This is a genomic window from Brevundimonas sp. Root608 (assembly GCF_001427825.1).
Lineage (GTDB): Bacteria > Pseudomonadota > Alphaproteobacteria > Caulobacterales > Caulobacteraceae > Brevundimonas.
The window spans coordinates 33979-54961 of record NZ_LMGT01000001.1; the positions used below are offsets into that span (position 1 = coordinate 33979).

The window sequence follows — 20983 nt, forward strand, 5'->3', positions numbered from 1 at the left end:
TGGTGTCCGCCATATCCGGAGACCCCCCATGCGTCTGATCGCCCTCGCCGCCGTATCCGCCCTTGTCCTGTCGGCCTGTTCGCAGGGTGAGGAACCGGCGCCGGCGACGCCGGCCGTCGAGCCGGCGCCGATGCTGGCGGGCGTGGACCTCGGGAAGCCCGTTCGGGCGCTGGGCACCGAGCCCTTCTGGAGCATCGAACTGACCGGGACAGAAGTGGTCTATACGACCCCCGAGCCTCCGGAGCAGAGGGCCCCGCAGCCGAAGCCCGTCGTTCAGGGCACCACGGCGACCTGGGAGACGCAGACCGTTGCCGGAACGGGTCTCGACATCACCCTCGTCGCCACCGAATGTTCCGACGGCATGAGCGATCGCACCTATCCGCTGACCGCCATGGTGCGGATCGGCGAAACCCGGCTGAGCGGTTGCGCGGCGTCCTCCGCGGCCATCATGTCGACGGGCGAGAGCGGGCCGGTGGTCGAAAAGGCTCAGCCCCCCGCATAGTCGCGCAGGGTCCGCATCGCGCCCAGCCGGGCGAAGGCGATGGTCAGGGCCTTGCGGCGCGCCGGCGCCAGCGGTGCCAGGGGGGCGTCGCGCACCACCGCCCCGCCGAAGCCGTCGGCGACGATCAGGCCCGGATGGTCAGGCAGGATGTCCGACGGAAACTCGGGCGCGACGGCGAAATAGAAGGCGTCGCAGAACGGGCCGTACTCGCCCCATTTGCGGTCGACGCGATAGTCGTCGAGCCCGGACTTGACCTCGCAGATGACGATGTCGCCGCGCGGTCCGAGGGCCATGACGTCGGCGCGGCGACCGTTGGGCAGGCCCACCTCCAGCAAGGGCGCATAGCCGAGGTCGATCATCAGCCGCGCGGCGCCCCGCGTCACCGACAGGGTCGTTTCAGGGCGGCTGAAGACCAGTTCGATGGACACGGCGGCGGCGGGCATGCCCGACTTATGTTCCGCTTGTGTTCCGATTTCAAGCGAGAGGTGCGCCGGTTCAGCGGCCGGTGTGGACCACGTTCGCCGTGTCGAGGCCAAGGGCCCGGGCGCGGGCGACCAGACGCGCCCGTTCGGCTTCGGACGGGCTCTGGCTGCGATGCCAGACCCACCAGTCGGACTTGTTCGGCAGGGCCAGGATGGCCCAGCTGTAGTCGGGCGCGTGGTCCTGGACCCAGTAATTCTGCCCGGCCAGACCGCCGACGCCGAGCAGGCCGGTCAGGGTGAAGCGGAAGCGGGCGTTGGTCCCGGGATCGGTGACGCGGGCGTTGGCGCGCAGGGTCTCCACGGCGCCGTCGGCCCGACGCGTGCAGGTGACGACGACGCCGTAGCGGCTGGCCCGGGCCTGCGGGTTGAAATCGATCTGGGCGCGGCGGCAGTCCTTCTGCACGTCGTTGGGACTGCGCGCGATCTCGAACCAGCGGCCGTCGAACTGGTCGAGGTTCACGACGCGCGCCTGGGCGGCGACGGGCGCCGGGATCGAGCAGAGGGCGGCGGCGGCGACAAGGGCCGTGCGGATCGGGGTCATGGAGCGTCCTTCGCGTGATCGTCGCGCGGAGATACGGTCCGGAGCCCCCCAGGGTTGCCGCGCCTAGAGGATGAACCGGCTCAGGTCGGCGTCGCGGGCCAGGTCGCCGACGAGGTCGCGCACCTTCGGCCCGTCGAAGGCCACGGTCTGGCCGGCCAGGTCGGACGCCCTGAAGCTGGTTTCCTCCAGCACCCGCTCGATCACCGTCACCAGACGCCGCGCGCCGATGTTCTCGACCGCCCCGTTGGCCGCCACGGCCGCGTCCGCCATGGCCTCGACCGCGTCGGGGGTGAAGGTCAGGGTCACGTTCTCGGTGGCCAGCAAAGCCTGGTTCTGGCGGATCAGATTGGCCTCGGGCTCGGTCAGGATGCGGACGAAGTCGTCGCGGGTCAGGGCCTTCAATTCGACGCGGATCGGCAGCCGGCCCTGAAGCTCGGGCAGCAGGTCCGACGGCTTGGCGACGTGGAAGGCGCCCGAGGCGATGAACAGCACATGGTCCGACTTCACCGGCCCGTACTTGGTCGAGACGGTGGTGCCCTCGATCAGCGGCAGCAGGTCGCGCTGCACGCCCTCGCGCGACACGTCGCCGCCCGAGCGGTCGGACCGGCCGGCCACCTTGTCGATCTCGTCGATGAAGACGATGCCCTCGTTCTCGGCCAGAAGCAGGGCCTCCGTGATCAGGCTTTCCTGGTCCAGCAGCCTGTCGCTCTCCTCGGCGACCAGGGGCGCGACGGCGTCGCGCACGACGAGCTTGGCCGTCTTCGTCCGGCCGCCGCCCAGCTTGCCCAGCATTTCCGACAGATTGATCATGCCGACATTGCCGCCGCCGGGCAGGTCGAGCCCCTGGAGCGGCGAGGCCGTGTCGGCCAGGGTGACCTCGATCTCCTTGTCGTCCAGTTCGCCGGCCCGGAGTTTCTTGCGGAAGCTCTCGCGCGTGGCCGGCTGCGATCCGGGACCGACGAGGGCGTCGAGGATGCGCTCCTCCGCCGCGCCTTCGGCCTTGGCCTTGACGCCCGTACGCCGCTTGTCGCGGACCATGACCAGGGCGGCCTCGACGAGGTCGCGCATGATCTGGTCGACGTCGCGACCGACATAGCCGACCTCGGTGAATTTGGTCGCCTCGACCTTGAGGGAGGGCGAGCCCGCCAGCCGGGCCAGACGCCGGGCGATCTCGGTCTTGCCGACGCCGGTGGGGCCGATCATCAGGATGTTCTTGGGCGTCACCTCGTCGCGCAGCTCGTCGGGTACGCGCTTGCGCCGCCAGCGGTTGCGCAGGGCCACGGCGACGGCGCGCTTGGCGGCGTCCTGACCGACGATGAAGCGGTCGAGTTCGGAGACGATTTCGCGGGGAGAGAGGTCGGTCATGAAAGGCAGATAGGGCGGCTCAACCTCCGGCGGGAGGGGGCGGCGGCGAAGACGGCGGCGGCGGGGCCGGGATCAGCTGGGCCAGGACGATCTTCCATCCGCCCTCCTGGCGCTGCCACAGCCGCACATAGTGGCCGGTCCGGTCCTGGCCGTCCCGCGCCCAGGCGGCGGGGCCGTAGGTCCAGACCAGGTCGCCGTACTGCGACTGTCCGCCGCCTTCGGTCGGGCCGAACCGGAACGTGGCGGGCCAGTCGGACAGCGCCTCGGCGAAGGCCTCCCGGCCGATCGCGGGCGGCCGGGGCGCGACATAAAGCCGTCCATTGTCAGCCATGGCCGCCAGATGGGCGGCCTTCTGGTCGGTCGCGGCGGCCCGGGCCAGCTCGGCCTCCCGCGCCCTGACCGCCGTCATCGCCCGGTCGGGCGGCAGGGGCGGCGGCGGGCGGTCCAGCGATTCGACCACCTGCAGCAGCTCCGGGCCGGGCGGCAGGATCACCGGCTCGCTGTCCGGTCCCGGGACCTCGGCGGCGCTGGCCCCCGATCCGCCGTCGTAGACCCACTTCCACGACCCGTCCGGCTGCTTCTTCCAGATGGTGAAATAGTGCCCGGTCCGCCGGCCGTTCACGGCCACGCCGCCGGTGGTGAAGCCCATATCCCCCGACCGGGCGATCCCGGCGAAATTCGGCCACCACTCCAGCAGGGGTTCGTCCGCGGGCCGGGGTCCGTCGGGATAGACCTCGCCGATCCGCTGCACGGTTCCGCCGGCGATCAGAATGGCGTCGGGGACGGACCATTTGTTGAAACTGCCGGCGATCCCCATCGAGGGCGCGTCGGCCGCGAAGGCCCGCTCCGCGGCGACGATCGGCGCCGCGTCAGGCGTCTGGGCGAGGGCGGGCGTGACGGCCAGCACGGCCGCGGTGAAGACGAAAGCGCGCATGAGACATCCTCCCCCCGCATTGGCGGCCAGAACCGAAGCCCTGTCCCGTTAATTTCCCGACAGGCTCAGTCCAGCGTCTCGACGGTCAGATTGCCGTTGGTGTAGACGCAGATGTCCGCCGCGATCGCCATGGCCCGCCGCGCGATCTGTTCCGCATCCAGTTCGGTATGATCGATCAGGGCGCGGGCCGCGGACAGGGCGAAATTGCCGCCCGATCCGACAGCGGCCACCCCGTGCTCGGGCTCCAGCACGTCGCCCACGCCGGTGACGGTGAAGATGGAGGTCTTGTCCGCCACCAGCAGCATCGCCTCGAGCCGGCGCAGATAGCGGTCGGTGCGCCAGTCCTTGGCCAGGTCGACGCAGGCGCGGGCCAGCTGGTCGGGATATTGCTCCAGCTTGGCTTCCAGCCGCTCGATCAGGGTGAAGGCGTCGGCCGTCGCCCCGGCAAAGCCGGCCAGCACCTTTCCATCGGCGAGGACGCGGACCTTGCGCGCCGCGCCCTTGACGATGGTCGGGCCCATGGAGACCTGGCCGTCGCCCGCGATCACGGTGCGACCGTCCTTGCGCACCGCCAGGATGGTGGTGCCGTGCCAGTCGGGGAAGGGGGATGTGTTGTCAGCCATCCACTTCAGATGGCGACCGAAATGCGGCGCGACAAGCGGGAAACGTCGAAAATACAATGGCCGCGCCCGGCCATAATATCACCAATGTAACCTGTTACATTGACAAACTATACCCCATAATTTGCCATGAACCGGAGGCTCCGTGCTCCATCGCGTCATTTATGCCAGCGAAGCGGTCGGCGCGACGGGCGTATCAACCCTGTCCATCGCCCAGATTCTGGGCCATGCGGACCGCAACAACCGGCGGGACCACATCACCAGCTGCGTGATGTTCCATCAGGGCCATATCCTGCAGGCGATCGAGGGCGGGCGGAGCGATGTCGACCGGCTGATGCGTCGTCTGCTGGTCGACCCCCGCCACTCGGGCCTGCGGATACTCATCGACACGCCTATCACGTCGCGAGCCCTGACCGACCCCATGGCGTTGTGCGGCGAGCCTGAGGCCCTCCTCGACAGGCTGGGCCTGCCCTGCCTGTCGAGCCTCACCGCGCGCGAGGCCCAGGCGATGCTCGAGTATCGCACGGCGGCGTGACGCCGAGCTCGTGACGCCAACCCGCGTGACGTCCGGCCGATCACGGCCTAACGGAGAGCGGTGAGCTTTTCCGACGATGAAATCGAACGCTATGCCCGCCACCTGGTCCTGTCCGAGGTGGGCGGGCCGGGCCAGCAGCGGCTGAAGGCCGCCCGCGTCGCCGTCGTCGGCATGGGCGGGGTCGGCGGGCCGGCCGCCCTGTATCTGGCCGCGGCCGGCGTCGGGACCCTGCGGCTGATCGACGACGACGTCGTCGCCCTGTCCAACCTGCAACGCCAGGTCCAGTTCGATACGGCCGACCTGGGGCGGACCAAGGTCGGGGCCGGGGCGGCGGCCCTGGCCGCCCTCAACCCCCATGTCGGCATCGAACCGGTCGCCGAACGCCTGACCCCGGGGAATGCGGCCCGGCTGGTCGCCGGCTGCGACGCGGTCATCGACGGGACCGACGACTTCGACGCGCGCTTCGCCGTCAACGCCGCCTGCATGGCGGCCCGGATCCCGCTGGTTTCGGGAGCCCTCGGGCGCTGGAGCGGCCAGGTCGCGGTCTTCTCCGGCCGGCCCTGCTACTGCTGTCTCGTCCCCGCCGCTCCGCCCGACGCCGAGACCTGCGCCCGCGTCGGCGTGGTCGGGGCCGTGGCCGGGGTGGTCGGGGCGATGGCGGCGCTGGAGGCGATCAAGATCGTCGCCGGCGCGGGCGAGGCCCTGGCCGGGCGGTTGCTGGTCTATGACGGCCTGGCCGGAACCGCGCGCACGGTGCGGATCGCCGCCGACCCCGCCTGTCCGGTGTGCGGCTGACGCCGCCGCCGCTTCAGGCGAAGACCCGGCGCAACAGGGCGATGCAGCGCTCCATCATCTCCTGCTCGACCTCCTCCTCCCAGCCGCCATGGCCGACGTCGGGGATCTCGCGATAGTCGACGGACTTGCCGGCGGCCTGCAGGGCGTCCTTCATTCGCCGCGACTGGAACACCGGCACGGTGGCGTCGTCGACGCCGTGGACGAGCAGCACGGGGCAGGCGACCTCGCCGGCCCGGCGGCGCGGCGAGGCCTGGGCCAGGCGCGCGGCGTCGGCCTGCGGCTGGCCGATCCGCTTGGTCCAGAACTCATAGGCCTCCTTGCCCGGCGAATCGTCGCGCCGCGCGACGTGTTCCAGCATATCCGGCAGGTCGAAGACGCCGGCGATCCCGATCGCCGCCTTGTAGAGCTCAGGGCGCCGCACGGCCCCCATCAGGGCCGCATAGCCGCCGTAGCTGGAGCCCATGATGGCCACCCGGTCGGCGTCCAGCCCTTTGACCGCCACCACCTGGGCGATGGCGTCCTCGACGTCCTCCTGCATCCGCTCGCCCCAGCGGCCCCAGCCCTGGCTGGCGAAGCCCAAGCCGTAGCCCCCGGAGCCGCGGAAATTGGGCTGCAGCACCCACCAGCCCTGGGCGGCCAGGACTTGCCCCTGCCGGTCCCAGCCCAGGGTGTCGCGCAGTTCCGGCCCGCCGTGGGCCAGAACCACCAGCGGTCCGGGCGCCGCGCCGGGCGGGGCCGTCAGATAGGCGGTGATGCTCGCCCCGTCGCGGGTCGCGACGGTCACCGCCTCGGCCGGGCCGAGGCGCTCCGCGGTCAGCGCCGTGCGCTGCGCCAGGTTGACGTAGCTGCGCGCGCCGCGGTCGTAGAGGTACCAGGCGCCGGGTTCGCGCGGGCCCGTCACATAGGTGACGAACCGGTTGAGGGCGACATCCGCATCGACCAGTTCGACGTTGCATTCATTGTTGAAGAACCGGTTCATGGCCCGGTGGTGGGCGGCCAGCTCGGGTACGGCGAAGTCGTATTCGAGCCGATCCTTCCAGAAGGCGGCGCCGAGATAGCGGCCCCGGTCGTCCAGCACCGCGCCGGACACGTCGGCGCCCGGCCGGGACGCCAGCGGGGCGCCGAATTCGAAGGTCCGCAGATCGAGTTCGCGGATCGATTCGACGTCCTCCCCCTCCTGCCGCGCCGAAACCAGCACCACTCCGGGCCGGTCGGTCTGGGTGATCCATGCGAAGTCCGGCGCCTCCTCGACGCGGACGCGGCGCAGCATCCGCCAGTCCCGCTCTCCCGGCGCCCGGCCGTGCAGGGTGATCACCGTGCCGCTGAGGTTGATGTCGTACCGGATCACCGGCACGCCGTCCTGGGTCTCCCAGTGGAAGGTGTCGTTGTCGCCGCGCTCGACCTCCTCGGCGGAGCCGGTGCGGACATCGACCCGGTACAGGGCGATCACGCCGAGGCTGGTGCTCGAGGCCATCAGCACATGGTCCGGATCGTCGGGCAGCAGGTCGACCACCACGCCGAGCTCGCGCGCCCGGCGCATCCGCTGACGGTCGTCGCCGAACAGGGCCACGGCCCCGCCCGTCGCGGGGTCGATCGACAGCATCCGGCGCGACACCACCTCGACGCCGGCGGCGGAGATGAACGAACTGGCCGACCGGTTGTCGCGCCCGGTCCGGGTGGTCAGCTTGATCCCGACCAGCACCCGGTCGTTGTTGGCCCATTCCATGGTTTCGCACTCGACGTCGCCCAGCGGCGAGCGGATCGCCGGCCGGGCCGGATCGGCCGCCTCGACCAGGTCGAGCACGGTGCGCCGCTCGCCGCCCTCGCGCAGCTCGCGGATGATGGCGATGCGTTCGCCGTTGGGCGACAGGGCGACCCCGCGGGTCGCCGAGGGCGTGAAGAAGTCGGCCAGGGCGTGCGGCCGCGCCTGCCGGGCGGCCGCGGGCGCCGCCGCCGTCGTCAGCGCCAGGCCGCCGGCCCCGGCCAGAAGTCCGCGGCGCGAAAGCGCCAGCCGCGTCGCCGCGGAACTGCCCATTATCATCATGCGCCCCCGATACTTCCCCGCGGTCTATCAACCCAAGGTTCGCCCTGCCGTCAAGCTTCGGGAATCACAGCATGGCCGGAATGACGCGGTCGGCCGGACGGTGGCCGTTGCGGAAGGTCAGGATGTTGGCGATGACCCGGTCGCCCATGTCCTGACGCGCCTCGAGGGTCGCGGATCCGAGGTGGGGCAGCAGCACGACATTGGCGTGATTCAGCAGGCCCGGATGGATGGCCGGCTCGTGCTCATAGACGTCCAGCCCGACGCCGGCGATCGCGCGGCGCGCGACGGCGTCGGCGAGGGCCGCCTCGTCGATCAGCTCGCCGCGGGCGGTGTTGATCAGGATGGCGTGGGGTTGAAGCCGGGCCAGCCGGTCGGCCGACAGCAGATGATGGGTGTCCTTCGTCGCTGGGCAATTCAGCGAGATCAGGTCCATCCGCGCCAGCATCTGGTCCAGATCGTCCCAGTATGTCGCCCCCAACTCCTCGGCGATCAGGGCGGGGACGGGTTTGCGGTTGTGATAGTGGACCTGCAGCCCGAACGCCTTTGCGCGGCGGGCCAGGGCCTGACCGATCCGGCCCATGCCGACGATGCCGAGCCGCTTGCCCCACAGTTTGCGCCCGCACATCCAGGTCGGGGTCCAGCCCTCGAAGCCGCCCGCCGCCACCACCTCGGCGCCCTCGACGATGCGCCGGCTGACCGCGAGGATCAGGGCCATGGCCAGGTCGGCCGTGTCCTCGGTCAGGACGCCCGGGGTGTTGGTGACGATGATCCCGCGCGCCACGGCGGCGTCGATGTCGACATGGTCCACGCCCGCGCCGAAGTTCGCGATCATCTTCAGCTGGTCGCCGGCCTTCGAAATCAGGTCGGCGTCGATCACGTCGGTGATGGTGGGGACCAGCACGTCGGCGCGCCGGACGGCCGCCTCCAGCGCCGCGCGGTCCATCGGCCGGTCGGTGAGGTTCAGTTCGGCGTCGAACAGTTCGCGGGCGCGGGTCTCCACCGCGTCCGGAAGGCGTCTGGTTAATACGACCTTAAGCCGGGGCGCGGACATTCGAAGCCTTCGATTTCACGGATGCAGACGGTGTCTAGCAAAGCTCGCTCCCGCCTCCAAAGGCTGGCTGTCCTCGCGGCGGTTCTCGGCGCCGCCATGGTCGGCGGCGCAGGCCAGACCATGCCGGACGGCCGGCCGACGCCCAGCGGCCAGCCGGTGCCGCGCTGGCTGTCGCTGAAGTCCTCCGAGGTCCGGGCCCGCTCCGGACCGGGCCTGGACTACCGCATCCTGTGGGAATATCGCGCCTCGGGCCTGCCGGTGCAGGTCGTCGCCGAGACCACGGAATGGCGCAAGATCTGCGATCCCGAGGGCGCGGTCGCCTGGGTCCACCGCAGCGTGGTATCCAGCCGTCGCAGCGTGCTCAACGCGTCGGATGCCGAGGTGCCGATCCGCGCCGGCCGGTCGGACACGGCGCCCGTGCGGGCCCGCCTCAGCCCCCACGCCCTGGCCTCGATGGACGAATGCGAGGACGGCTGGTGCGAGGTTCGCGTGCGCCGCCTGCGCGGCTGGGTCCGCCAGATGGCGGTGTTCGGCGCCCAGGAGCGGGCCCTGTGCAGCGCATCGCGGCCGGCCGGGCGGGGCCGCTAGACGGCTCGTTCCTCCGAAGCGGCGCGCGACAACGTATGTTGAGCCGGCCGCCCGCGTCGTGTAACCCGACGGCAACACCTGCCGGAGGCCGCCGTTGAGCCAGTCACAACATCCGTCGTCGTTCGATTACGAGGCCCTGCTGGCCGCGGGCCGGGGCGACCTGTTCGGTCCCGGCAATGCGAAGCTGCCGGCCCCGCCGATGCTGATGTTCGACCGGATCACGACGATCAACGGCGACGGTGGCGCGCACGGCAAGGGCTATGTCGAGGCCGAGCTGGATATCCATCCGGACCTCTGGTTCTTCCAGTGCCACTTCATCGGCGATCCCGTCATGCCCGGCTGTCTGGGGCTCGACGCCATGTGGCAGCTGGTCGGCTTCTACCTCGGCTGGATCGGCGGACCCGGCAAGGGCCGCGCCCTGGGTGTCGGCGACGTCAAATTCACCGGTCAGGTCACCCCCGACATCAAGAAGGTGGTGTACAAGATCGACCTGAAGCGGGTGATCAATCGCCGGCTGGTCATGGGCATCGCCGACGGCGTGCTCGAGGCGGACGGGGAGGTGATCTACACCTGCCAGGACATGCGCGTCGGGCTTTTCGGCGGCGCGGTTGAACCGGCCGGCGGCTGATCCGCTTCCACTGAAGACCGCGGCGAACGCGGCGACTGAAGACTGACAAGGGAAACAAACATGCGGCGTGTCGTCGTCACCGGCCTGGGTATCGTCTCCTCCATCGGCACGGGTCAGGATGAGGTCGCGGCCTCGCTGCGCGACGCGCGCTCCGGCGTCGTCGCCGCTCCGGACCACATCAAATACGGCTTCCGCTCGCAGGTCTGGGCCCCGCCGGCGCTGGGCGTGACGGCCGAGGACTGGGCCCCGCACGTTGATCGCCGCGCCGCCCGCTTCCTCGCCAACGGCACGGCCTGGGGCCATATCGCCTTCGAGGAGGCGCTGAAGGACTCGGGCATGACCGCGGACGAGATCCAGTCCGACCGCATCGGCGTCATCGTCGGCGAGGGCGGCCCCTCGACCCAGATCATCCTCCAGGCCGCCGCCACCACGGTCGAGAAGACCTCGCCCAAGCGTATCGGGCCGTTCGCCGTGCCCAAGGCCATGGCCTCGGGTCCCTCGGCCGTTCTGGCCACCTGGTTCCAGCTCAAGGGGATCAACTATTCGATCTCCTCGGCCTGCGCGACCAGCGCCCACTGCATCGGCGCGGCCGCGGAACAGATCGCCTGGGGCAAGCAGGACGTGGTCTTCGCCGGCGGCTGCGAGGACATCGACTGGTCGATGTCCAACATGTTCGACGCCATGGGCGCCATGTCGTCCAACTTCAACGAAACGCCGTCGGTCGCCAGCCGCGCCTATGACGTCGCCCGCGACGGCTTCGTCATCGCCGGCGGGGCCGGCATCGTGGTGCTGGAAGAGTATGAGCGAGCGAAGGCGCGCGGCGCGACCATCTACGCCGAGGTCACCGGCTACGGCGCCAATTCGGATGGCTACGACATGGTCGCCCCCTCGGGCGAGGGCGCCGAGCGCTGCATGAAGATCGCGCTCGACATGGCCGGCAATCCGAAGATCGACTACCTCAACCCGCACGGCACCTCGACCCCGGTGGGCGATTCCAAGGAGATGGGCGCGGTGCGCAACGTCTTCGGCGACGACCTGCCGATGATCTCCTCGACCAAGTCGCTGACCGGCCATTCGCTCGGCGCCGCCGGGGCGCAGGAGGCGATCTACTGCCTGCTGATGATGAAGCACGGCTTCGCCGCCGAAAGCGCCCACATCGAGACCCTCGACCCCGAGTTCGAGGGCATGCCGATCCTGCGCAAGCGGCACGACGGCGAACTCAAGCACGTCATGTCCAACAGCTTCGGCTTCGGCGGCACCAACGGGACGCTGATCCTCAGCAAGGTCTGACCGGCGGCTCTACCAGCCGCTCTCGGCGCCCGCGCTGGTGATGCAGCCGGCCGCCGCCGCGCGGGTCTCCATCCGCTTCGGAGATGCGGTGTCGAGGCCGGCGTTCAGGTCGAAGCGAATGGCCTGCCGTTCGGGCGAGGTCGGTCGTGCGCCCGTCCCCACGCAGATCCAGCTTGCGCGCTCCCCCTCGCCGCCGGCGAGGACGACGATCGTGGCGCCCGTCGCCCCTTGTTCGGCCAACTGGCGACTGGCGCAGGTGCGGGTGTCCTGGGCCGAGATGGTGCAGTGCTCGAACTCGGCGAGGTCCAGCCCCGTCGGCAGAATTTCGAACCAGCCGCCGGACGGCCCGCCCGCCGACAGGCTCTGCAGCATGGCGTCGTGCCGGGCCCGCGCCGCAGCGTCGAGATGCGGGGAAGAGGCCAGCAGCACCTTGACCCGCAACGGCGGCGGACCGGCCTGGGCCATGGCGGCTTCCGGCGCCGCAAGACCGCACGCGACGAGGGCGGACAGAAGGATCAAGAGGCGCATCCGAAGACTCCGGTGGGCGTTCCCTGCATTCTGACCGGGTTTTCCGGTTATGAAACCCCCAGAACCTGACCCTTGGGAGCCCGGCCTGACCCTCGACCCCTATATCCTGTTCCTGCTGGGCCTCGGGGCCGCGATCCTGCTGGTGTCCTGGGCGCCGGTCGGGCTCAAGCCCCTGCCGCTCACCCTCGCCATCCTGTGCGTGGTCTTGGGCGTGGTGATCTTCAGTACCGGCCTGCTGTCGTTCAACCCCGACCCGCGCACCTGGGACACGGCCACCGAGCGGCTGACCGAGCTGGTCGTCATCATCAGCCTGATGGGCGCGGGGCTGAAAATCGACCGGCCGCTGGGATGGCGGCGGTGGGCCTCGACCTGGCGGCTGCTGGCCATCGCCATGCCCCTGACCATCGTCGCCGTGGCCTGGCTGGGCCTGGCCGGACTGGGTTTCAGCCTGGCCATGGCCCTGCTGCTGGGAGCCGCCATGGCCCCGACCGATCCGGTGCTGGCCGCCGACGTCCAGGTCGGGCCGCCGCAGTCGGGAGACGAGGACGAGGTGCGCTTCGGCCTGACCTCGGAGGCGGGGCTGAATGACGCCTTGGCCTTCCCGTTCGTGCATCTGGCCATACTGGCGGCGGCCGGAGGTCTCGCCACGAGCGGGGCGCTGACCGACTGGTTCACGGTCAAGGTCGGCTGGAAACTGCTCGCGGGCGCCGGGGTCGGCGTCCTGTGCGGCCTGGTGTTCGGCCGTCTCGTCTTTCGACGCAGCAAGGAGGCCGCCCGGTTCGGCGACGGTCTGGTGGCCCTGGCGGCGACCCTGCTGGCCTATGCGGCGGCCGAGCTGGCGCACGGCTACGGCTTTCTCGCCGTCTTCATCTGCGCCCTGACCCTGCGCGCGCGGGAAAGGGACCACGATTTTCATCAGGAGATGCACGACTTCTCGGACCAGATCGAACGGCTGCTGATGATGCTGCTGCTGGTCCTGTTCGGCGGCGCCCTGGCCAACGGCCTGCTGGCGTCCCTGACATGGATCGACGCCCTGGTCGGGCTGGCGGTGGTCTTCGTGGTCCGGCCCGTCGCCGGCATGATCGCCATGATCGGATCGCGCCAGCCGATGCGCGAGCGGCTGCTGCTGTCCTTCCTCGGCATCCGCGGCGTCGGCTCGGTCTATTATGTCGCCTATGCGCTGAACCACGGCGAGTTCGGCGACAGCGAGCGGCTGTGGGCCGTCGTCGGCTTCATCATCCTGGTCTCGATCCTGGTCCACGGCGTGACGGCGGCCCCGCTGCTGCGGCGGCTGACGCGCCGGCGCGAGGGGGCGGCGGGCTGACGCCTCAGGCGCCCCTGTCGGCCCGCATCACTGCCCGGGGGAACCGGATCAGTCCGATCCGGTCCTGCAGCGTATTCAGCGGGATCATGCGGGCGCGCCACACCGGATCGACCGCGAATTCGAACGCGACCTGGGTCAGGTCCTGTTCCAGCAGGAAGCCGAAGGCCTCCAGCCCGGCCTGCCCGCGCGCGACCACCACCTTCCAGTAGGCGCGCGGGATCCTCACCTGGATCGGCCCGTCGTCATCCACGCCGACGAAGACCGGATCGTCCGCCGCCAGCAGCGGCCCGGCGAACAGCGAATAGCGCTCGACCCGGCCCTGGGCCTCGATCAGGTTTTCCAGCAGGCCCCAGACGCCCCGGCGGTTCGAGCGGTTGAACCCCGCCACCTGGGGCGTGCAGTTGGTGACGTGATAGGTGTCGCCGTTGGCGCGGCGCACCTGGGCGTAGTCCGCGCCCCAGCAGACCTCTTCGCGCCGCACCAGATGGCCCTTGTCGAAGGCCTTGCGGTCCTTGTCGAAGAAGCGGTCCGGCAGCTGGGCGTCGGCCGGCAGGCGGGGATCGAGGAACCAGCGCTCGAAATCGTTCTCGGCCAGGCCGCCCAGGGCGTCGCGGTTGTAGGACCGGGTCGGATCCGGCTCCTTGGCGGCGGGGGAGCCATCGACGTTGGAGGCCGTGAACAGGCACACGCGCCGCGCCCTGTGCATGACCAGCGAGAAATTCTGGTAGGGCACGACCACCCCGCCGTCGTGCATCCGCGCCGCCACGGAGGGGTCCCGCAGCGTCGGCAGGGGGACGGAGAGGCCGAGGAAGCGGGGATCGTAGCCGGTGCGTCCGGGATAGTTCGGGTCGTGCCAGGGCTCGACCACCTTCTCGATCGCGCCGACGCCCGCGCCGGCGGCGAGGGCTGGCCCGGACGTCTGGCCCAGGCTGATGGCGAGGGTCAGGGGCACGGTCAGGACCGCGGCCCCCGCCGGCGCGGCGGCCGACGGGCCGACGGGCGCGCCGCCCACGACAAGGATCGGGCCTGTCGACCGCTCCGTGGCCGGGACCGGAGTTTCGACGCGGCCCTGACAGCAGGCCTCCAGCTCGTCCCGCAGGGCGCCGGCGGGCGCCATCGCCAGGGCCGTGGTCGCGATGCGGCTGGCGCGGACGCCCTCGTTGGCGATCCAGTCGATGTCGGCGTCGTCGTCGTCGTCGGTCGCCGGCCTGCCGTTCTGCAGCAGCCAGCGGCCCTGGGCGTCCTTCCGCGGCACGCCCGAATGGTGCAGGGCGACCACCTGCCAGGAATCGTTGAACACCGGCGCCCCCGACGATCCCGGCGCGGTGTCGGATTCATACGTCAGGTGGTCGGCGGTGATGTCCAGCAGCCGGTTCTCGCGCAGGGCCACCTGTTTGGTCCGGCCGTTGGGGTGCTGGATGATGGTGATGGCCTCGCCGACGTTGATCTTGCCCACCTCGGGGCTGAGCCTCAGCCAGCCGAAGTCCGACAGCCGGGCGTCGCCCTTCAGCGGCCGGGCGCGGACCGCGACCAGGGCCATGTCCAGGGCGGGGTCGACGACGAAAAACCGGCCGGGATCGAAGGCGAAGGTGGTGGTCGGGCGCGGAAACCCCAGCCGATCCAGCTCGCAGTCGAAATCGACCCGCGAGGCAGCGGCCGCGGCCATGTCGGGCAGGACATGCTGGTTGGTCAGCAACAGGTTCGGGGTGATCAGGAAGCCGGTGGCGTCGCCCAGCGCCCGCCCGCCGCCGTCGAGGATGGTGATCCGCCCCACCGGCCGCGCCGCGTCCAGCCCGCGCAGCAGATAGTTGAGGTCGACCAGATCGTCGCTGCCGATGGTCCGCTCCAGCTCGGACAGCGAGGCTTTCCGGCCGCCTTCCTGAAGCTGCAGGGTGCGCAGGGCCTGCCGTTCGGGGGTTTCCAGCTGGCCGGGGACGGTGGCGTCGACCCGCGCCTTCAGAAGATCGACCGCGGCGGCCGCGTTGACCTCGATCGGTCCGGCCCGGTCCGCGCCTGGCGGCGCGACCTCCGCGACGATGCGGGCGCCGGTGGTCGCCACCACCCCCTTCAGACGATCGACCTTCATGCCGTCCTCCTGCCGAAGCGGCACAACCATAACGTCGATTGGCGACCGGGGGAACGCGGGCGGCCCCGCGCACCATCGCGGCTTCCCCCGCGCCGCCGCCGCTGCTACCCCTCCGGCCACACCGAACGGCCCCGACACGAGCGGCCGACGCAAGATGGAGATGCATCCCATGGCCGCTTCCGAAGGCTGGAACATGCCGACCGGCGAACTCATGAAGGGCAAGAAGGGCCTGATCATGGGGGTCGCGAACGCCAACTCCATCGCCTGGGGCATCGCCTCCCAGCTGGCGGCCCAGGGCGCCGAACTGGCCTTCACCTATCTGGGCGAGGGCCTCGAGCGCCGCGTGCGGCCGCTGGCCGAAAGCGTCGGCGCCAAACTGCTGATCCAGGCCGACGTCACCGACGACGCCTCGATGGACGCCGCCTTCGCCGAGCTGGAAAAGGCCTTCGGCACGATCGACTTCGTCATCCATTCGGTGGCCTTCGCCAACAAGGACGAACTCAAGGGCAGCTTCGTAGACAACACCAGCCGCGACAGCTTCCTGCTGGCCATGAACATCTCGGCCTTCAGCTTCGTCGATGTGGCGAAGCGGGCGTCGAAGCTGATGCCCAACGGCGGTTCGCTGGTGACCATGACCTATCTCGGCTCCGAGCGGGCCATCCCCAACTACAACACCATGGGCGTGGCCAAGGCGGCGCTGGAGGCGGCGACCCGCTACATCGCCCGGGACCTGGGCCCGAAGGGCATCCGCTGCAACGCCATCTCGGCGGGGGCCATGCGCACCCTGTCGCTGGCCGGCATCTCGGGCGGCCGCGGCATGATCAGCCAGGGCCGGGCCATGTCGGCGATGAAGGAGGACACCTCGATGGAGGGCGTCGCCGGCGCCGCCCTGTGGCTGTGCTCGGACCTCGGCTTCTCGACCACGGGCGAGGTCATCCACGTCGACGCCGGCTTCCACATGATGGGCATGGCGGCCGACGAGGAAGCCGCTGGCTGAACCCTTGCCGGATCGGCGCTTTCGGCGCGGATGGCGGTTCAGGCGTTGCAGTTCATGCAGCCGGGGACGACGGCGGTCTTTGCCGGACGGTCAGCATGACTCGGTCCGCCACACCGCCTGCAAGGGCTCAGGGTATCGCGATCGACACCCGCTCGAACGGGTAGCGGTCGCGGATGTCCGAGGCGAAGAACCGGCCTTTCGAGAAGGCGGCGCGGAACGCCGCCTCCACCTCCGGCGGCACGTCGAAATAGTCGTAGACGTCGCCGCTGGTGAAGGTCACGCGCAGGCGGCGGGGCGGTTCGTCGTAGCTGAAACGGCGGATGACGCTGGAGGGCATGGCGGCGAAACGCCCGGCCGGGCCTTCCGGCTCCGATCACGCGCCTGTGTCACGAACCGGGCGTTTCGCGGTTTTCCGCCGATCGCGGTCGTGACAGCGTGGCGTTTCCCCTGACAGGAGATTTCGCCGTGGCCCACAAGTTCGAGATCTACAAGGACAAGGCGGGCGAGTTCCGCGTCCGCTTCAAATACAACGCAGAGACCATCTTCTCGAGCGAGGGCTATTCGTCCAAGGCCTCGGCCCGGAACGCCATCGATTCGATCCAGAAGAACGGGCCGGGGGCTCCGACCGAGGACAACAGCTAGACGGTGCGGCGCGGCCGGGTCGTCCGGCCGCGCGCCCCGTCTCAGTCCCTGAGCGAATCCGGCACCAGGCCGCCGTTCTCGGCCATCTTGCGCCAGACGGCCTTCGACAGGGCGATGTTCTGTTCGGCGCTGCCGTGCGGGCCGGCGTTGACGCCCAGTTCCTCGGCCAGCTCCTTGCGGGCCTCCAGATTCGACTCCAGCCCGAGCAGCTTGAGCAGGTCGACGATCGAGGTGCGCCAGTTGCCGGCTCCCTCACCCTTGAGTTCGGCCATGGAGGCGAGCACCGCCTCGACGTCGACCGGCGCGGCCGCGGTCGGGGCGAAGGTGCCGGGCGTTGTCTGCGGAGCCGGCGCCGAGGTGGGGGTGACCTCGTCGCGGCGACCCCGGATGCGGTTCCAGATGGAACTGAAGATACTCATGCGTTGCGCCTTCCCTTTGAATGAGACGGCGTAACGCGCCGGAACGGCGCCGGTTCAGTCGGGCTCGCGCTCGCCGATCTCGGTCGGCCGGACGGCCAGCAGCCAGCCGTCGGCGATGTGCAGCGCGGGCACGGCTTCTTTCGTGAACGGCAGGTACCAGGTCGGCCCGCCCGCCGCCGGTGCGATCTCCAGCATGTCGTCGGCGCCGAAATTCTGCACCGCGCGAATGGAGCCCAGCACCACGCCCTCGGGATCGCGCGCTTCCAGCCCGACCAGGTCGGCCAGGTAGAATTCGTCCTCGTCCGGCTCGGGCAGACGGTCGCGGTGGATGTAGAGCTTCAGCCCGCGCATCGCGTCGGCCTGTTCCTTGGTGGCGATCTCCTTGGCGCGGCCGACCACGGCGGTCTTCTCGGGCCGGGCCGAGGTCAGGGTCAGGCCGGGCGTGCCGTCGGCGCGCAGCAGGACGCCGTACTTCAGCAGGGCCATCGGCTCGGCCGTCCATGCGGTGACCCGCACCTCGCCCTTGACCCCGAAGCCGCCGGCGACCTGGCCGACGAGGATGAGTTTGCTGGTGTCAGTCATGCGTCCCTCTCCCCTCGGGGGTGGAGAACCGGTCGGCGAAGCCGACCGATCGACGGGTGGACCGCGAAGCGGGACGGATGAGGGGGCCGTTTGGCGCTCGCCCCCATCGTCCTGCTCCACGTCCAACAGCCCCTCATCCGACCGCCTCCGGCGGCCACCTTCTCCCCCGGAGGGGAGAAGGATCACCGGATCAGGCCTCGGTCTTCTCTTCCTCGGTCGCTTCAGCGGCCGGGGCTTCTTCAGCAGCGGCTTCGGCCGGAGCCTCTTCCGCGGCGGCTTCAGCCGGGGCTTCTTCCGTCACTTCAGCGGCCGGAGCCTCTTCAGCAGCCGCTTCGGGCTCGGGGGCCGGAGCGTTCTTGGCGGCTTCAGCGGCGGCCTTGGCTTCTTCCTTGGCGCGGACGGCGGCCTCGGCGGCTTCCACCTTGGCTGCAGCTTCTGCTTCCGCGCGGTCGGCTTCGCGCTGGGCGCGCTCGGCGGCGCGTTCCTGGGCCTTCTTGCCCGGCTGCGCCTTGTTCGGGTTGTTCGACTGGGTCCATTTGACCTTGCCGGCCAAGGCTTCGTCCTGGCTCAGGAAGCGGGCCACGCGGTCGGTCGGCTGGGCGCCCTTGGCGAGCCATTCCGAGATCCGGTCGGCCTTCAGGGTGACGCGCTTCTGCTCGCCGTCGCGCGGCAGCATCGGGTTGTAGGTGCCGACGCGCTCGATGAATTTGCCGTCGCGGGGCGAGTGGCTGTCGGCGACGACGATGTAGTAGTAGGGGCGCTTCTTGGCGCCGCCGCGGGCCAGACGAATCTTAAGCATTTTCAGTCTCTTTCCTTGGTCGTTCTATTTCTTGGGAGGGAAGCCCGGCAGGCCCGGAAGGCCCCCCGGAAGTTGTCCGCCGCCCAGACCCGCGATGCGGTCCTGAAGGGCTTTCAGTTCGTCGGCTGAGGGTTCGGGCATGCGGCCGCCCCCCATCGCCTTCAGTCGCGCCATGTCGGGGCCGCCGCCGAGGCCGCCGCCGCCGAGACCGCCCATCATGGCGGCCATCTGTTTCATGCCCTTGCCGCCGCCGCGCGACATGGACTTGACCATGTCGGCCATCTGGCGGTGCTGTTTGAGCAGGCGGTTGATGTCCTGGACCTCGACGCCGGCGCCGGCGGCGACGCGCTTCTTGCGGCTGGCGTTCAGCAGATCGGGCTTCTTGCGCTCGGCCTTGGTCATCGAGGAGATGATGGCTTCCTGGCGCGCAATCATGCGGTCGTCGACACCGCTGTCGGCCATCTGGGCCTTCATCTTGGCCACGCCGGGCAGCATGCCCATGATGCCCTGAAGACCGCCCATCTTCTTCATCTGCTGCAGCTGGCCGGCGAGGTCGTTGAGGTCGAACTGGCCCTTGGCCAGCTTGCGGGCCATGGCCTCGGCCTTGGATTGGTCCAGCTCCTGCGACGCCTTCTCGACCAGGGCGACGATGTCCCCCTGGCCCAGGATGCGGCCGGCGACGCGGCGGGCGTCGAACACTTCCAGCGCGTCGACCTTCTCGCCCGCGCCGATGTATTTGATCGGCAGGCCGGTGACGGCCCGCATCGACAGCATGGCCCCGCCGCGCCCGTCGCCGTCGGCGCGGGTCAGGACCAGGCCGGTCAGCGGCAGGCGGTCGTGGAAGGCTTTCGCGGTGCGGACCGCGTCCTGGCCGGTCAGGCTGTCGGCGACCAGCAGGGTCTCGACGGGTTTGGAGACGGCGGCGACTTCCGCCACCTCGGCCATCAGGGCCTCGTCCAGGGTGATCCGGCCGGCGGTGTCGAGGATCAGGACGTCGTAGCCCTGAAGTTTCGCCGACTGCAGCGCGCGCTTGGTGATCTGGATCGGCGACTCGCCGGCCACGATGGGCAGGGTCGCGACCTCGATCTGCTTGCCCAGGGTGGCCAGCTGCTCCATGGCCGCCGGACGACGCGTGTCCAGCGAGGCCATCATGACCTTCTTGCGGTCGAACTTCGTCAGACGAAGCGCCAGCTTGGCCGAGGTCGTGGTCTTGCCCGAACCCTGCAGGCCGGCCATCAGGATGACGGCGGGCGGCGTGGCGTTCAGGTTGATCGGGGTGGGCTCGTCCCCGCCCAGCATCTCGACCAGGCCGTCGTAAACGATCTTGACCACCTGATCGGCGGGCTTGACCGAGCGGATAACGTCCTCGCCCGTGGCGCGCTCGGTGGCGAAGGCGATGAAGTCCTTGACGACGGGCAGGGCGACGTCGGCCTCGAGCAGCGCCACGCGCACTTCGCGCATCGCCTCGGAGACGTCCTTCTCGGACAGGGCGCCGCGCCCGGTGATCCGGTCGAAGACGCCTGTCAGCCGCTCGTTCAGAGCCTCGAACATTCACAACCTCGTCGGCCCCTGCGGGCCACCAAACCGACGGGCGAAACGGTCTCCATAGCGAAATGGCCTCCGGCGACGATCACGTCGGCGGAGGGTTCTCGCCATCCTCGTCCCGACGGATCGGGGGTCGTGATGGTGGAGACGCGAGGTTCACTTGCGTCGGAAGCGGCGGCTTATGGCGGAAAAGCGGGGCGAAGACAAGGCGGCGGGCGCGCCGCGCCTGATCGCTGTTCAGGTTTCCGCGAATTCATCCAGCGTCGCTATTTCGCCGCGGAACGCTCACGCGGCTGCAACGGTCCGCGCGCATCTGACATCCCGTCGCCGCCAAGAGCGACGTTGATCTCCACAGGAGTTCGTCATGAAAGCCCTCGCTTCTCTCGCCGCCGTCCTCGCCCTCGCCGCCGCCGGCTCCGCCTCGGCCCAGGAGGCGCGGATCGCCTGGGGTGATCTGGACCTGTCCAGCGCCGCCGGCGCCAACACCTTCGACGCCCGGGTCGAGGCCGCCGCCCGAACCCTGTGCCGGGGCGCGAGGAAGCCCGGCAGCCGCATCAGCGACCGGGCCTTCTGCCGCGCTGCGGTGCAGGCGGAAGCGGTGCGACTGCTCCCGGGGCGGGCGCAGGTCGAATACGCACTGAGCCGCCTGCCCATCGTCGTCTGAAAGCCAGCGGGGCCGCTCCTTG

At 70.2% G+C, this 20983-nt stretch carries 24 protein-coding genes; 10 read left to right on the top strand and 14 right to left on the bottom strand.

The window, feature by feature from the left end:
• Positions 1-28 precede the first annotated feature (28 nt).
• On the top strand, positions 29-502 hold the full coding sequence (locus ASD59_RS00170; RefSeq protein ID WP_055826505.1) for a COG3650 family protein: 474 nt from the start codon (positions 29-31) through the stop codon (positions 500-502).
• Here the strand turns inward: ASD59_RS00170 and mmcB are convergent.
• The 5 genes from mmcB to hslV all read right to left on the bottom strand — a co-directional run bounded on the left by mmcB (position 487) and on the right by hslV (position 4447).
• Positions 487-945, bottom strand: coding sequence for a DNA repair putative endonuclease MmcB (gene mmcB, locus ASD59_RS00175; RefSeq protein ID WP_055826507.1), 459 nt, complete (start codon positions 943-945; stop codon positions 487-489). The two genes, ASD59_RS00170 and mmcB, sit on opposite strands and share 16 nt — an antisense overlap.
• Positions 946-997: 52 nt before the next feature.
• Positions 998-1525, bottom strand: a complete 528-nt coding sequence (locus ASD59_RS00180) for a lipocalin family protein (RefSeq protein ID WP_055826510.1) — start codon at positions 1523-1525, stop codon at positions 998-1000.
• 63 nt (positions 1526-1588) lie between these two features.
• Positions 1589-2890 (bottom strand): ATP-dependent protease ATPase subunit HslU, encoded by a 1302-nt coding sequence (gene hslU / locus ASD59_RS00185; RefSeq protein WP_055826511.1) that lies wholly within the window; start codon positions 2888-2890, stop codon positions 1589-1591.
• Between the two features lie 19 nt (positions 2891-2909).
• Positions 2910-3824, bottom strand: a complete 915-nt coding sequence (locus tag ASD59_RS00190; RefSeq protein WP_055826514.1) for a DUF4440 domain-containing protein — start codon at positions 3822-3824, stop codon at positions 2910-2912.
• 65 nt (positions 3825-3889) lie between these two features.
• Positions 3890-4447, bottom strand: a complete 558-nt coding sequence (gene hslV, locus ASD59_RS00195) for an ATP-dependent protease subunit HslV (RefSeq protein ID WP_055826519.1) — start codon at positions 4445-4447, stop codon at positions 3890-3892.
• Between the two features lie 142 nt (positions 4448-4589).
• Between hslV and ASD59_RS00200 the strand changes: the two genes are divergently transcribed.
• Both ASD59_RS00200 and ASD59_RS00205 read left to right on the top strand, forming a co-directional pair.
• Complete coding sequence (locus ASD59_RS00200; protein ID WP_055826522.1) at positions 4590-4979, top strand: BLUF domain-containing protein; 390 nt, start codon at positions 4590-4592, stop codon at positions 4977-4979.
• 60 nt (positions 4980-5039) lie between these two features.
• Positions 5040-5774: a HesA/MoeB/ThiF family protein gene (locus ASD59_RS00205; RefSeq protein ID WP_055826525.1), complete on the top strand. Its 735-nt coding sequence runs from the start codon at positions 5040-5042 to the stop codon at positions 5772-5774.
• A gap of 13 nt (positions 5775-5787) precedes the next feature.
• On the opposite strand, the gene ASD59_RS00210 is transcribed toward ASD59_RS00205, so the two are convergent.
• Together ASD59_RS00210 and ASD59_RS00215 are read right to left on the bottom strand one after the other, a co-directional pair.
• A complete protein-coding gene (locus ASD59_RS00210; RefSeq protein ID WP_055826528.1) occupies positions 5788-7809 on the bottom strand; it encodes an alpha/beta hydrolase family protein in 2022 nt (673 codons plus the stop codon).
• A gap of 73 nt (positions 7810-7882) precedes the next feature.
• Positions 7883-8869 carry a 2-hydroxyacid dehydrogenase gene (locus tag ASD59_RS00215; RefSeq protein ID WP_055826530.1) on the bottom strand — a complete coding sequence of 329 codons (987 nt, stop codon included), beginning with the start codon at positions 8867-8869 and terminating at the stop codon, positions 7883-7885.
• 30 nt (positions 8870-8899) lie between these two features.
• On the opposite strand from ASD59_RS00215, the gene ASD59_RS00220 reads away from it, so the two are divergent.
• The 3 genes from ASD59_RS00220 (at position 8900) to fabB (ending at position 11375) form a co-directional block, all read left to right on the top strand.
• Positions 8900-9457, top strand: coding sequence for an SH3 domain-containing protein (locus ASD59_RS00220; RefSeq protein ID WP_235561684.1), 558 nt, complete (start codon positions 8900-8902; stop codon positions 9455-9457).
• Between the two features lie 94 nt (positions 9458-9551).
• Positions 9552-10085, top strand: a complete 534-nt coding sequence (gene fabA / locus ASD59_RS00225) for a 3-hydroxyacyl-[acyl-carrier-protein] dehydratase FabA (RefSeq protein ID WP_055826536.1) — start codon at positions 9552-9554, stop codon at positions 10083-10085.
• Between the two features lie 60 nt (positions 10086-10145).
• Positions 10146-11375, top strand: coding sequence for a beta-ketoacyl-ACP synthase I (gene fabB, locus ASD59_RS00230; RefSeq protein WP_055826539.1), 1230 nt, complete (start codon positions 10146-10148; stop codon positions 11373-11375).
• Positions 11376-11384: 9 nt separating this feature from the next.
• Here fabB and ASD59_RS00235 read toward each other — a convergent pair whose 3' ends face one another.
• Positions 11385-11903, bottom strand: coding sequence for a hypothetical protein (locus ASD59_RS00235; RefSeq protein ID WP_055826541.1), 519 nt, complete (start codon positions 11901-11903; stop codon positions 11385-11387).
• A 49-nt stretch (positions 11904-11952) separates the two neighbouring features.
• On the opposite strand from ASD59_RS00235, the gene ASD59_RS00240 reads away from it, so the two are divergent.
• Positions 11953-13227 carry a cation:proton antiporter gene (locus tag ASD59_RS00240; RefSeq protein ID WP_055826544.1) on the top strand — a complete coding sequence of 425 codons (1275 nt, stop codon included), beginning with the start codon at positions 11953-11955 and terminating at the stop codon, positions 13225-13227.
• 4 nt (positions 13228-13231) lie between these two features.
• Here ASD59_RS00240 and ASD59_RS00245 read toward each other — a convergent pair whose 3' ends face one another.
• Entirely contained in the window at positions 13232-15313 is a 2082-nt protein-coding gene (locus ASD59_RS00245) for a DNA/RNA non-specific endonuclease (protein WP_055826548.1), read from the bottom strand.
• 193 nt (positions 15314-15506) lie between these two features.
• On the opposite strand from ASD59_RS00245, the gene ASD59_RS00250 reads away from it, so the two are divergent.
• Positions 15507-16310: an enoyl-ACP reductase FabI gene (locus tag ASD59_RS00250; RefSeq protein WP_162246621.1), complete on the top strand. Its 804-nt coding sequence runs from the start codon at positions 15507-15509 to the stop codon at positions 16308-16310.
• A gap of 127 nt (positions 16311-16437) precedes the next feature.
• Here ASD59_RS00250 and ASD59_RS00255 read toward each other — a convergent pair whose 3' ends face one another.
• On the bottom strand, positions 16438-16647 hold the full coding sequence (locus tag ASD59_RS00255; RefSeq protein WP_055826551.1) for a KTSC domain-containing protein: 210 nt from the start codon (positions 16645-16647) through the stop codon (positions 16438-16440).
• A 128-nt stretch (positions 16648-16775) separates the two neighbouring features.
• Between ASD59_RS00255 and ASD59_RS13760 the strand changes: the two genes are divergently transcribed.
• The gene (locus tag ASD59_RS13760; RefSeq protein ID WP_082559977.1) at positions 16776-16952 is read left to right on the top strand and encodes a YegP family protein; all 177 of its coding nucleotides are present in this window, start codon (positions 16776-16778) and stop codon (positions 16950-16952) included.
• Between the two features lie 41 nt (positions 16953-16993).
• On the opposite strand, the gene ASD59_RS00260 is transcribed toward ASD59_RS13760, so the two are convergent.
• The 4 genes from ASD59_RS00260 to ffh all read right to left on the bottom strand — a co-directional run bounded on the left by ASD59_RS00260 (position 16994) and on the right by ffh (position 20303).
• A complete protein-coding gene (locus tag ASD59_RS00260; RefSeq protein ID WP_055826554.1) occupies positions 16994-17371 on the bottom strand; it encodes a DUF3597 domain-containing protein in 378 nt (125 codons plus the stop codon).
• A gap of 54 nt (positions 17372-17425) precedes the next feature.
• Positions 17426-17953, bottom strand: a complete 528-nt coding sequence (gene rimM / locus ASD59_RS00265) for a ribosome maturation factor RimM (RefSeq protein ID WP_055826557.1) — start codon at positions 17951-17953, stop codon at positions 17426-17428.
• 190 nt (positions 17954-18143) lie between these two features.
• Positions 18144-18752, bottom strand: coding sequence for a 30S ribosomal protein S16 (gene rpsP / locus ASD59_RS00270; protein ID WP_055826560.1), 609 nt, complete (start codon positions 18750-18752; stop codon positions 18144-18146).
• A 24-nt stretch (positions 18753-18776) separates the two neighbouring features.
• A complete protein-coding gene (gene ffh / locus ASD59_RS00275; protein ID WP_055826563.1) occupies positions 18777-20303 on the bottom strand; it encodes a signal recognition particle protein in 1527 nt (508 codons plus the stop codon).
• Positions 20304-20661: 358 nt separating this feature from the next.
• Between ffh and ASD59_RS00280 the strand changes: the two genes are divergently transcribed.
• A complete protein-coding gene (locus ASD59_RS00280; protein WP_055826570.1) occupies positions 20662-20961 on the top strand; it encodes a UrcA family protein in 300 nt (99 codons plus the stop codon).
• Positions 20962-20983: the final 22 nt, after the last annotated feature.